The 12,307-nt window shown below is 61.7% G+C and carries 7 protein-coding genes; 3 read left to right on the plus strand and 4 right to left on the minus strand.

Going from position 1 to position 12,307, the window contains the following annotated elements:
- The first annotated feature begins 120 nt into the window (after positions 1–120).
- Both ACM6JM_RS01925 and ACM6JM_RS01930 read left to right on the plus strand, forming a co-directional pair.
- Entirely contained in the window at positions 121–1,134 is a 1,014-nt protein-coding gene (locus tag ACM6JM_RS01925) for an ABC transporter substrate-binding protein (protein WP_103386473.1), read from the plus strand.
- A gap of 158 nt (positions 1,135–1,292) precedes the next feature.
- Positions 1,293–1,709: an organic hydroperoxide resistance protein gene (locus ACM6JM_RS01930; RefSeq protein WP_007956881.1), complete on the plus strand. Its 417-nt coding sequence runs from the start codon at positions 1,293–1,295 to the stop codon at positions 1,707–1,709.
- An 83-nt stretch (positions 1,710–1,792) separates the two neighbouring features.
- Here the strand turns inward: ACM6JM_RS01930 and ACM6JM_RS01935 are convergent, their stop codons facing one another.
- The 4 genes from ACM6JM_RS01935 to ACM6JM_RS01950 all read right to left on the minus strand — a co-directional run bounded on the left by ACM6JM_RS01935 (position 1,793) and on the right by ACM6JM_RS01950 (position 5,298).
- Positions 1,793–2,269 (minus strand): copper chaperone PCu(A)C, encoded by a 477-nt coding sequence (locus ACM6JM_RS01935; RefSeq protein ID WP_103386472.1) that lies wholly within the window; start codon positions 2,267–2,269, stop codon positions 1,793–1,795.
- Positions 2,269–2,874, minus strand: a complete 606-nt coding sequence (locus ACM6JM_RS01940) for an SCO family protein (RefSeq protein ID WP_039770777.1) — start codon at positions 2,872–2,874, stop codon at positions 2,269–2,271. Before ACM6JM_RS01940 ends, ACM6JM_RS01935 begins: the two co-directional genes overlap by 1 nt.
- Positions 2,875–3,025: 151 nt before the next feature.
- Entirely contained in the window at positions 3,026–4,441 is a 1,416-nt protein-coding gene (locus tag ACM6JM_RS01945; protein ID WP_414881227.1) for an efflux transporter outer membrane subunit, read from the minus strand.
- Positions 4,442–4,503: 62 nt separating this feature from the next.
- Entirely contained in the window at positions 4,504–5,298 is a 795-nt protein-coding gene (locus tag ACM6JM_RS01950; protein ID WP_039770774.1) for a helix-turn-helix transcriptional regulator, read from the minus strand.
- Between the two features lie 492 nt (positions 5,299–5,790).
- On the opposite strand from ACM6JM_RS01950, the gene ACM6JM_RS01955 reads away from it, so the two are divergent.
- A complete protein-coding gene (locus ACM6JM_RS01955; RefSeq protein ID WP_414881228.1) occupies positions 5,791–12,201 on the plus strand; it encodes an amino acid adenylation domain-containing protein in 6,411 nt (2,136 codons plus the stop codon).
- Positions 12,202–12,307: the final 106 nt, after the last annotated feature.

Consider the following 12,307-nt stretch of genomic DNA (forward strand, 5'->3'; position numbering starts at 1 on the left):
CAGTTTTTCGAAGCTGCTTTTCCAGTGATATCAATATTCGATAACGGTATTTAAATTTCGTTTTTTATAGCGATAGAGTCCGGCCTCACAGATTTCCCTGTAAATCACTGCGAGGTTGTCATGGCCCTACCGTTCAAACGTTCTGCACTGACGCTGCTGGCGGCCTCGCTGGCCGGCGCATTGCTCGGTAACACTGCACAAGCCGAAGGCAAGATCAGCATCGCCCAGCAATTCGGCATCGGTTATCTGATTCTGGATGTGGTGCGCGATCAGCACTTGATCGAGAAGCATGGCAAGGCCCAGGGCCTGGACATCAAGGTCGACTGGAACAGCATTTCCGGCGCCACCGCCATGAACGAAGCGCTGCTCACCGGATCGCTGGACGTGGTCTCGGCCGGTGTACCGCCGATGCTCACCGTGTGGGATCGCACCAAGGGCAAGCAGAACGTCAAGGCCATCGCTTCGCTGGGTTCGATGCCCAACTACCTGCTGACCAATAACCCGAACGTGAAAACCCTCAAGGACTTCAGCGACAAGGATCGCATCGCCGTTCCGGCGGCGGGTGTGGGCTTCCAGTCGCGCACGCTGCAGATCGAAACGGCCAAGGAATTCGGCAATGACCAATACAAGAAATTCGACGACATCTCCGTCAGCCTGCCGCACCCGGATGCGACGGCTGCACTGATCGCCGGCGGCTCGGAAATCAACGCGCATTTCTCCAGCCCGCCGTTCCAGTACCAGGCGTTGCAGAATCCCAACGTGCATAAAGTGCTGAGTTCCTACGACGTGCTCGGCGGCCAGGCCACGTTCAACGTGCTCTACACCACGGAAAAATTCCACGACGAAAACCCGAAAACCTACAAGGCGTTCTACGACGCGCTGGCCGAGGCCGCGAAAATCATCAAGGCCGACAAGCCTGCGGCGGCTCAGGCCTACATTCGGGTTGAACAGTCAAAGCTGCCGCTGGCGCTGGTCGAGAAAATCGTCACCGATCCGGAAATCGATTTCACCGTGGTGCCGCAGCGCACCTTTATCTATGCCGAGAAATTGCAGGAGCTGGGCGTGCTGAAAAACAAGGCGGACAGCTGGAAGGATTATTTCTTTGAAGAGGCGCATGGTGGGGCGGGGAGTTGAACGGCCGTCATTTCTGAACAACCCGCACGTCCGCCGACCGGGTAAGCGACAAACCCACGTCTATAGTGAGAGGGCTGTGTGAAACCGGTGGCGCACCTCAAGGCTGCGGGGAGAGGCGCCGAGTGAACAATCTGCTGTTATTCATTCAGGAGAACGCCATGAGTCAGATCGAAAAAGTCCTCTACACCGCGAAAACCCACACCACCGGCGGACGTGACGGCGCCTCGCGCAGTTCCGACGGGATCCTCGACGTAAAACTGTCGTCGCCCGGTTCCAGTGGCGGCGGGACCAATCCGGAACAATTGTTCGCGGCAGGCTGGTCGGCGTGTTTCATCGGTGCGATGAAAGCGGTGGCGGGGCAGCAGAAAATCAGCCTGCCAGCGGACCTGGCGGTGGATGCCGAAGTGGACCTGGGTACCAACTCGGGAGGTTATCTGTTGCAGGCGCGACTCAATGTAAGCCTGCCGGGCATGGAGCGCGGCGCGGCGCAGCAGCTGGTGGATGCGGCGCATCAGGTGTGCCCGTACTCCAAGGCCACGCGCAACAATATAGAGGTCGAATTGAAACTGGTCTGACATCCGGATGCAAAAGGGGCGGCATGATCATCGATCATGCCGCCCCTTTTGTTTTTTGAGGCCGTAAATCTGTCAGTCAGCGATCAATGCATCTTGCTGTGATCGTGGCCTTCCATGGTCAGCGCCTTGACCGGCGCTTTCACTTCCACGGTTTCCTTTTCGCCCTTGGCGTTTTCGATAGTCAGGGTCAGCGGCACGCTGTCGCCTTCCTTCAGTTGAGCGGTCAGGCCCATCAGCATCACGTGGTAGCCATTCGGATCGAAGTTGACGGCTTTGCCCGCCGGCAGGTCGACCGATTTCACCGGGCCCATGCTCATCACGTCGTTCTTCATGGTCATCTCATGAATCTGCACGTCCTTGGCCGCCGGCGAAGCAACGCTGAGCAGCTTGCTGTCGCTGTCGGCGGTGACGCTCATGAACGCGCCGCTGGCCGACTGGTTCGGCACGGTCGCACGCACCCAAGCGTCGTCGACCCTGGTCTGCGCCGATACCTGGAAAGCCAGGCCCAGCAGGGACAGGCCCAGTGCGGCACGTTTGATGTGGTTCAGAAAAGGGTTCATCAGCAGACCTCCATGACGGTAAGCAAATCTTCCGTGCACTCTTGTGCAGAAAGCGATTGAGACAGGCCCACACGCAATGTGCCCCGGGTGTCGTAGACATAACTGGTGGCGGTGTGGGAAAGGGTATAGGTGTCGCCGGCCGGGACTTTTTCGTAGAACACGTCGAATTCCTTGGCGGTGGCCTTGGTTTCTTCGAGGGTGCCGTACAGGGCGACGAAGCTTGGATCGAAGGTCTTGACGTAGGCGTCGAGGATTTCCGGGGTGTCGCGTTCCGGGTCGAGGGTGATGAACACCACTTGCAGGATGTCGCCGTCCTTGCCCATCAGCTTCTTGATTTTGGCGGCGCGGGCCAGCGTCGTCGGGCAGATCGCCGGGCACTGGGTGAAGCCGAAGAAAATCATCGGCATCAGACCGCGAAAGCTCGACAGCGTCACGGTGTTGCCTTCGGTGTCCTTGAGCTTGAAGGTGCGTCCGAGGATCTTGTCGCTCAGATCCTTGCCGTACTTGTACGACAGTTCGCCGCGGGTGTCGCAGCCGGCGAGCAGGCCGAGACCGAGTACGCCCATTCCCGCAAGCACCTTGCGGCGAGTCAACAAAGCCGTCATTTCATACCGCCCTTTGGAGCCCGCCGGTCGGCAGGACAGGCGGGCGGGTTAACCGTAAAAGCGGCGCATGATACCAAAATGATCCGGCAGGTCGGTTTTTGATCACCTGTCAATGTCGGAACAGGCGACAAAAGGTGTAAGAAAAAATGACTCAAGGCGATGGTGGAAGCGGCTCGACCGGGCTCCAGCCGCCGCCCAGCGCGGTGTACAGATTCACTTGCGCCACCAGCTGCGCCAACCGATCGGTAATCAGCCCTTGCTGAGAACTGAACAACGAACGCTGGGCATCGAGGAACGTCAGGCTGCTGTCGACGCCGCTCCGATAGCGGTGCTGCGCCATGTCGTAATAATCCTGGGTCGCCTGCACCAGATCGCGCTGGGCCTGGAGTTGCTGTTCGTAGGTCTGGCGCGCCGCGAGGCCGTCGGATACTTCCTGGAATGCCGTCTGAATGGTCTTTTCATACTCGGCGACGGTGATGTCTTTTTGCAGCTTCGCGTAGTCCAGGCTGGCGCGCAGACTGCCGGCGTTGAAGATCGGCAGGTTGATCTGCGGCTGGAATGTCCAGGCACCGGAGCCGCCCTTGAACAGCCCGGACAGATCGCGGCTGGATGTCCCGGCATTGGCGGTCAGGCTGACACTCGGGAAAAACGCCGCCCGCGCCGCGCCGATGTTGGCATTGGCAGCGCGCAGCTTGTATTCGGCCTGGAGAATGTCCGGCCGACGTTGCAGCAGATCGGACGGCAACCCGGCCGGCACGGATGCCACCAGGTCACTGTCCAGCGGACGCGCCGGAAGGTGCTCGGGCACCGGCGCGCCTACCAGCAGCGTCAGGCTGTTCAAGTCCTGGGCGACCTGACGCTGATAACGAGCGAGGCTTGCGCGGGTGCTGTCGACGCTGGTCTGCGCCTGAATCTGGTCCAGCGCCGAGGATTTGCCGGCCTCGCGGTTGCGGGTGGTCAGGTGCAGGCTTCGTTCGTCGGCGGCCAGCGTTTCCCGGGCCAGCACCAGCAACTCCTGATCGGCGCGCCAGGTCAGGTAAGCGTTGGCGACATTGGCCACCAGACTCAATTGCGCACTGCGCCGGGCCTCTTCGGTGGACAGCCAGGTCAGCAGCGCCTGCTCGCTGAGGCTGCGCACCCGGCCGAAGAAGTCCAGTTCATAGGCGCTGATGCCCAGATTCACCGAGTAGGTCGAGGTGATCGCCGCTTGGGTTCGGGTCACGCTGGACGGCACCCGCTGACGCAGTTGGTTGGCATTGGCCGAGACCGCCGGCAGCAGATCGGCGCGCTGGATGCGGTACTGCGCCTGAAACGCCTCGACATTCAGCGCGGCCACCCGCAGATCACGGTTGTTGACCAGCGCGCTGTCAATCAATTGCTGCAACGCCGGGTCATTGAACAGTGCGCGCCAGTCCTCGGCGCGGGGTGTGACCGGGGATTGCGCGGCATACGCGGGACCTTGCGGATACTGCGCGGCACTCGGCGATGCCGGTCGCTGGTAATCGGGGATCAACGAACAACCGCCCAGCAGCGCAGCGGACAGCAGGGAAATCGGCAATCTGAACATCAAACAGCCTCGTTCACGAATGAGAGCGGACGCCGGGCGCCCGGAATGAGAAAAATGCCGGATCAGGCCCCGGCCATCCATTTCGCCAGACCGTGTCGCCCGCTGACCCCGAGCTTGGCGGCCGCACGTTTGAGGTAGGTCTCTATCGAGCTGTTCTTGACCCGCAACTTTTCCGCCATCTGCGGCACGGTGCCGCCGGTCAGCAGGCCCAGACAGACCTCTTTCTCACGCACCGACAAGGTGATGTCACCCAACGCCAGGCGTTCGTCGAACACCTGTTGCAACGGCGTCTGGGGTTGATCGGCTTGTGGCGCGCGGGGTTGGCGGGCGATGGCTTGTCGACTGATGTGCGCGTGGCGCTCGATCAAGGGCAACAGGGTGTCGGACAGGCGCTTGAGGAACGACAGTTCCGGCAGCGAAAACACCCGATGCGTGTGGGGGCGGTAGAACGAGATGACGCAACGGCGGTTGGACGTGCGCGATACCAGATTGCATTGGTGAACGCTGTGGTGCGGGTGTCGATGCTGGAGCGAGGCTTTCAATTGAATCAATAGCGAGTCGTTCATCTCGATCATCTGTTGCAGCAGCGGGTGGTCGTCCGGGTGCTGCAACGGGGCTGGGGGCGGGAAGGTGTCCGGCAAACCGGCGCTGCCCAATGCCCTGATCTCGACCACACTGGACTCCCGTTCGTCCAGGGTCCACTCACTGAGATCGACGCGATTGACCGGAACGAGGTTGTCGACCAGCTGGAACATGTTGGTGGCAAAACGCTCGTTGCCGGTGCTGGCGATCAGTTCTCCCAGTTGCCAGTAAAAGTGCGGATTTTCCATGTTGCGAAGACTGCCGGTCAGGTTCATATCCTTGTCATCCTTGATTTAGAGCCATTGCCGAATCGTCTGCCGTGCATGCACCCGTGAAACGCCCACCCAGTTGTTTCTCCTGAAAATCGATCTGGAACGGGATTTAAGCCTATGCATTTGTCCTACGTCTGTAGGGGAAAACAGGGACACAAAGTGCCACCATTTCCGAAAAAATGGCGTCACGTTTCTGTCAGATCAATGTGTACGGACTCGTAGTCTATGACTGTACGATCTAGTACGAACCCCGGATTCCGGGGTTCGGACCGCGGTGCCGCGCCATTGCGGGGCGCTAGCGGATAGTCGAGTGTGGCGATTGTCCTACAGGATTTTCAGTCATTTCTTTCCGAACTTTTAGGGGATCAGCTGACTTCTCAGGCCCTGTTGGTTCGCACAACTGTACAAAGTGGGGAGTGTTGTCCGGGTTTTACGTGTCACGCGGGTTTCGGGGCCGATGCTTGAATACGCGCCAAATCACGTGAGATGGATCTTATGAACCAATTTGCTGCCGACGCGGCGGACGGTCTGTCCGCGATTTCCGAGGCCTTTCCGCTGACTGCCGCCCAGCGCGACATCTGGCTCGATCAATTGCGTCAGGGAAATTCGCCGATGTACAACATCGGTGGCTATGTCGAACTGACCGGGCCGCTGGATCCGGCCCTGATGCAGGCGGCGCTTGAAGGTCTCGTGGCCCGGCATGACGCGATGCGCACCAGCCTGCTGCCGGGGGCCGGCGAGGATGGGCTGCCGTTGCAACGTTTTGCCCGGTCCATGCCGGTGCCGATGCCGGTACACGATTTACGCAGCCATCCCGATCCATACGCCGCAGCGCGCCAACTGACGCAGGAAAATATCGAGCAACTGTTTACGCTGGATGGCGGGCCGTTGTTCCGGTTTCGTCTGCTCTGGCTCGATGACGACCGTCATTGGCTGTCACTCCAGGCCCACCACCTGATCGTCGATGGCTGGGGTTTCGGCGAGATGCTCAAATCCCTCGACGAGATCTACAACGCGCTGGCGCTCGGGCAATTGCCGCCCGATTCGGCGCCGTCCTATGTCGATTTCATCCGTGACGATGCGCGGTATTTTCAGTCCGACCGTTACGCCCGTGACCGGGCGTATTGGCTGGACAAATACCAACATCGGCCCGAGCCTCTGTTGCTGCCGCGTTATCAAGAGCGCTTTGCCAGTGCTGCGGCACCGACCCGGATTTTCTCGCAAGTCTTTCCGGCGCGTTTGCACGAGCGCATGAAGCAGGTGGCCCGAGAGTACGGCGCATCGGCGTTTCATGTGCTGCTGGCAGCGATCCATGTGTATTTCAGCCGCAGCGCCCAGCGTGACGAATGGGTGGTGGGCGTGCCGCTGCTCAACCGTTCCGGCGCCCGGTTCAAATCGACCCTGGGGCTGTTCACCCAGGTCAGCGCGGTGCGCATGGGGTTTGGCCGCGAATTGTCATTCAAGACGCTGGTCAAGGCGATTCACGACGAGTTGAAAAAAGACTTTCGCCACCAGCGTTTTCCCTTGAGCGAAATGAACCGTGCCCTCGGCTTGCTGCGCGAGGATCGCTCGCAGTTGTTCGAAGTGACCGTGTCCTATGAGCGCGATGTGCATGAATACCGCTACGGCGAGGCGCAGGGGCGGGTGGTCAAAGTGTCGAACCACGAAGAGGGCACGCCGTTGTCGGTGCACCTGCTGAGCAGCCGTGGCGACTACGAGGACAGTTTGTACATGGTGTACAACGAGGCCTACTTTGACGCCGATGAAATCGCGGCGCTGAGCGGGCGCTTGCTGTGGGTGCTGGAGCAGGGGCTTGAAGAACCCGCGCTGGCGGTGGGCGATTTCAGCCTGAGCCTGCCGGCCGAAACGGCGTTGCTGCAACAATGGAATGACACACGCGCGCAATACCCTCAAAACCTGACCATCCACCAGCGCATCGAAGCGCAAGTGGCGACACGCCCGGATGCGGTAGCGGTCGAATTCCAGGGACAGCGGCTGACCTATGCCGAGCTGAACCGACAGGCCAACGCCCTGGCCCATCATTTGATCGGGCTTGGCGTTCGACCCGACGCCCGCGTGGCGCTGGTCGCGCGCCGAGGGCTGGACACGCTGGTCGCGCTGCTGGCGATTCTCAAGTCCGGCGCCGGTTATGTGCCGGTCGATCCGGCTCATCCTGCGGAACGGCTGAGCTATTTATTGCGCGACAGTGCTCCGGCCGTGGTCCTGACCCAGCACGATCTGCGCGAGCGTTTGCCGATGCTCGACGTGCCGGTGATTGAAATCGATTCGCGCGGCTGGCCGATCAACGATCTCAACCCTGACGTTTCGGGGCTGACCACTGCACATCTGGCCTACGTGATCTACACCTCCGGTTCTACCGGCCAGCCCAAAGGCGTGATGGTCGAACATCACACGTTATCGAACCTGGTCGACTGGCATTGCACGGCCTTTGACCTGAGCGCCGGTTGCCACACGTCAAGCCTCGCCGGCTTCGGTTTCGACGCCATGGCCTGGGAAGTCTGGCCGGCGCTGTGTGCCGGCGCGACCCTGCACCTGGCGCCGTCCCGTGATGGCGGCGAAGACATCGACGCGCTGCTCGACTGGTGGCGTGCGCAACCGCTGGACGTGAGTTTCCTGCCGACCCCGATTGCCGAGTACGCCTTCAGCCGTCACCTCGAACACCCGACCCTGCGCACACTGCTGATCGGCGGCGATCGCCTGCGCCAGTTCAATCGCCAGCAGACGTTCGCGGTGATCAACAACTACGGCCCGACCGAAGCGACAGTGGTCGCGACCTCGGGGCGAATCGAACCGGGTCGGACGCTGCACATCGGCAAACCCGTGAGCAATGCCACGGCCTATCTGCTGGATGACCGACAACGCCCGGTGCCGATTGGCGTGGCCGGTGAACTGTACGTCGGAGGCGCCGGGGTGGCGCGGGGTTACTTCAACCGGCCGGAGCTGACCGCCGAACGCTTTCTCGACGATCCTTTCAGCCGCCAGCCCAACGCCCGGATGTACCGCACCGGCGACCTCGCACGCTGGCGCCCGGACGGCACCCTCGAGTACCTGGGCCGCAACGACGATCAGGTGAAAATCCGTGGCGTGCGCATCGAGCCCGGCGAAATCGAAGCGGCGTTGAGCAGCCATGAGTCGGTGCGCGATGCGGTGGTGCAGGTGCGCGACGGACAGTTGCTGGCCTGGTTCACCGAACGCCAGCCGCTGGATATCACGCAGCTGCATGCTCACCTCAAGACCCGTCTGCCCAGCGCGATGCTGCCATCGGCCTATGTGCGCTTGACGGCGTTGCCGCTGACGGCCAACGGCAAACTGGATCGCCAGGCGTTGCCGGCGCCGGGGCCGGAGGCGTTGATCCGCCGCGAATATGAAGCCCCGCAAGGCGACGTCGAAATCCTCCTGGCGCAGATCTGGGCCGAGGTGCTGCAAGTCGAAAATGTCGGGCGTCACGATCACTTTTTCGAACTGGGCGGGCACTCGCTGCTGGCGGTCAACCTGATCGAACGCATGCGTCAGCTGGGGATGAGCAGCGATGTGCGCGTGCTGTTTGGCCAGCCGACGCTGGCGGCACTGGCCGCATCGGTGGGCACTGGTCGCGAGATCGAAGTGCCGGCCAACCGTATTGCGCCAGGTTGCACGCAGATCACCCCGGATCTGTTGCCGTTGGTGCAACTGGATCAGGCAACCCTCGACCGGATCATCGCCACGGTGCCGGGTGGGGCGGCCAACGTGCAGGACATTTATCCGCTGGCGCCGTTGCAGGAAGGCATCCTTTATCACCACATCACCGCCGCACAGGGTGATCCGTACCTGCTGCAGTCGCAGCTGGCGTTCGACAGCGTCGAGCGGGTCGAGGCCTATGCGGCGGCGCTGCGTCAGGTCATGGCGCGCCACGATATTCTGCGCACTGCGGTGGTCTGGGAAGGTTTGACCACTCCGGTGCAGGTGGTCTGGCGCGAAGCCGAGTTGCCGGTACAGGAAGTCAATCTTGATCCGGTCGAGGGCGATGTCCTCGCGCAACTGCATGAGCGCTTCGATGCCCGGCGGTATCGCATCGATGTCAGTCAGGCGCCGCTGATCCGGCTGATGTATGCGCGCGACCCGGCCCACGGGCGGATCGTGGCGATTCTGTTGTTTCATCACCTGGCGCTGGATCACATCGCGCTGGAAGTCCTGCGTCATGAAATGCGCGCCAATTTGCTTGGGCAGCGCGAACCGCTGCCGCCAGCGGTGCCGTATCGCAATTACGTGGCCCAGACCCGATTCGGTGTCAGCGAGCAGGAACACGAAGCGTTCTTCCGCGAGATGCTCGCCGACATCGACGAGCCGACCTTGCCGTTCGGCTTGCAGGATGTGCAGGGCGACGGTCGCGGTATCGACGAAGCCGTGCGAACGCTTGCGCTTGAACTGGATCGGCGCTTGCGTCTTCAGGCGCGGCAGGCCGGCGTCAGCGTGGCCAGCCTGATTCACCTGGCCTGGGCGCAGGTGCTGGCGGCGACCTCGGGGCAGGAACACGTGGTGTTTGGCAGCGTTTTTATGGGCCGGATGCAAGGCGGCGAGGGCGCGGATCGGGCGCTCGGGGTGTTCATCAACACCTTGCCATTGCGGGTGGACATGGACCGTGGCGCGCGCGATGCGGTGCTGCTCACCCACGCCCGACTGACCGACTTGCTCGGGCACGAACATGCGTCTCTGGCGCTGGCCCAGCGTTGCAGCGGCGTTGCGTCACCGGCGCCGCTGTTCAGTGCGTTGCTCAACTATCGGCACACCGACCTTGAGGCGCAGGAATCGGCGTCGGAGCCAGCCTGGCAAGGCATTCAGACCCTGGAGAACGAAGAGCGCACCAACTACCCGATGACCCTGAGCGTCGATGATCTGGGCAGCGCTTTGCAGATCACCACGCGAACCCTGATGAGCATCGGTGCGCAGCGCATCGGCGACTACGTGCAAAGCGCGTTGCAGGCACTGGTCGATGCCCTTGAGCAAACCCCGCAACAGCCGCTGAATCGCTTGCCGATCCTGCCGGCGGCGGAGCTTGAACAACTGCTGGTCGAGTTCAATGCCAGCGAAGTCGATTGTCCGCTCGATCAGCCGCTTCAGGTGTTGTTCGAGCAACAAGTACAGCGCAGACCCGACACCATCGCATTGCAGGCTGGCGAGCAGCAACTGACCTATCGACAACTGAACGAACAGGCCAACCGTCTGGCGCATCATCTGCGCGAGCAAGGCGTGCAGCCCGATTCACGAGTGGCGATCTGTGTCGAACGCAGCCTGGATCTGGTGATCGGCTTGCTCGGCATTCTCAAGGCCGGCGGTGCGTATGTGCCGCTGGATCCCGACTATCCGCTGGAACGCCTGCATTACATGCTGCAGGACAGCGCGCCGGTGGCGGTGCTGGTGCATGAGGCCACCCGCAATCTGTTGGACGATCCGGGTGTGCCGGTCATCGATTTCGACCGCTGCACCTGGCAGGGCGGATCGACTGAAAACCTGCAAGTACCGGGTTTGAGCGCTTCAAACCTGGCCTACATGATCTACACCTCGGGCTCCACCGGCACGCCGAAGGGCGTGATGATCGAACATCGGGGGTTATGCAATCTGGTGCATTGGGGGTCGCAGATCAGTCCCCCGAGGACGCATGGTGCGTTGTTGCAGAAAGCACCGTTCAGTTTCGATGGCTCAGTGTGGGAGTTTTTCTGGCCGCTGACAGTCGGTATGCGACTGGTTCTGGCACGTCCCGGCGGCCATCGTGAACCGGCCTATCTGGCGCAAGCGATCGGCGAGCAGCAGATCAGCGTGGTCAAATTCGTCCCGGCGCTGTTACAACAGTTTCTTGAGTTGGACGATGTCAGTCAGTGCACCACTCTCACTGATGTGTTTTGTGGGGGTGGCGAACTCACCGCTGCACTGGCCCAAGCGGTGCGCAAAAAACTGCCATGGGTGCGCTTGCACAATGTCTATGGTCCAACCGAAGCCACGGTCGACAGCTCCGCATGGACGCTGGAACCGTACATGCCTGTACCCGACTCCGTGCTACCGATTGGCAGGGCCATTTGCAACACCCGGCTCTACGTGCTGGACGCCCACGATCAACCGGTGCCATTCGGTGTCAGCGGTCACCTGCACATCGGCGGGGTCGGGGTCGCGCGGGGGTATCTGGGCTTGCCGGAGATGCAGGCCGAACGCTTCATCGACAGCCCGTTCGTGGCCGGTGATCGCCTGTACCGCACCGGCGATCTGGTGCGCTACCGGGCGGACGGCAACCTCGAATTCCTCGGTCGCAACGACTTCCAGATCAAGCTGCGCGGCCTGCGTCTGGAACCGGGGGAAATCGAAGCACGGCTGATCGAGCATCCCGCCGTGCGTGAAGCGGTAGTGCTGGTGCGGGACGAGCGGCTGGTGGCGTATTTCACCGTGCGCGAAGGCTTCGACGCGCCCCCCATCGAAACCTTGCGCGCCCATGTGCTCGAGCGTTTGCCGGAGTACATGGCACCGGGTGCTTACGTAAAACTCGACGCATTGCCCCTGACCCCGAACGGCAAGGTTGACCGCAAAGCCTTGCCGGCACCTGGGGCTGAGGCGGTGCTCAGTCGCCGCTACGAGGCGCCCGAGGGCGAAGTCGAAATCCGGCTGGCGCAGATCTGGGCCGAAGTGCTGCAACTGGAGCAGGTCGGGCGCAACGATCACTTCTTTGAACTCGGCGGGCATTCGTTGCTGGCGGTCAGCCTGGTGGCGCGCATGCGTCAGGCCGGGCTACACGTCGATGCGCGAACGCTGTTCAGCCAGCCGACTCTGGCCGCGCTGGCGGCGCAAACCTCGGACCAGGCAAAACAGGTGGAAGTCCCACCAACCACCATACCGACGCTCAACCGCAAACGCCGGCTCTGAGCCGACACCGGCGTCGATTCGCGGTTCCCGCGGATCGACGCCATGACTGGCCGGTCACGGGTCTTGTCCCCGCTTCCCATGTCAGACACCCAAGCCCCGATGTTTT

It is taken from the genome of Pseudomonas sp. IT-P2, assembly GCF_949767575.1.
Classification (GTDB): Bacteria; Pseudomonadota; Gammaproteobacteria; order Pseudomonadales; family Pseudomonadaceae; genus Aquipseudomonas; species Aquipseudomonas pharyngis.

Bases quoted from the DNA above. Each gene is read 5' to 3' on its own strand.
- ACM6JM_RS01940 (WP_039770777.1), bottom strand. From the start codon at position 2,874: ATGACGGCTTTGTTGACTCGCCGCAAGGTGCTTGCGGGAATGGGCGTA.
- ACM6JM_RS01955 (WP_414881228.1), top strand. From the start codon at position 5,791: ATGAACCAATTTGCTGCCGACGCGGCGGACGGTCTGTCCGCGATTTCC.
- ACM6JM_RS01925 (WP_103386473.1), top strand. From the start codon at position 121: ATGGCCCTACCGTTCAAACGTTCTGCACTGACGCTGCTGGCGGCCTCG.
- ACM6JM_RS01930 (WP_007956881.1), top strand. From the start codon at position 1,293: ATGAGTCAGATCGAAAAAGTCCTCTACACCGCGAAAACCCACACCACC.
- ACM6JM_RS01945 (WP_414881227.1), bottom strand. From the start codon at position 4,441: ATGTTCAGATTGCCGATTTCCCTGCTGTCCGCTGCGCTGCTGGGCGGT.
- ACM6JM_RS01950 (WP_039770774.1), bottom strand. From the start codon at position 5,298: ATGAACCTGACCGGCAGTCTTCGCAACATGGAAAATCCGCACTTTTAC.
- ACM6JM_RS01935 (WP_103386472.1), bottom strand. From the start codon at position 2,269: ATGAACCCTTTTCTGAACCACATCAAACGTGCCGCACTGGGCCTGTCC.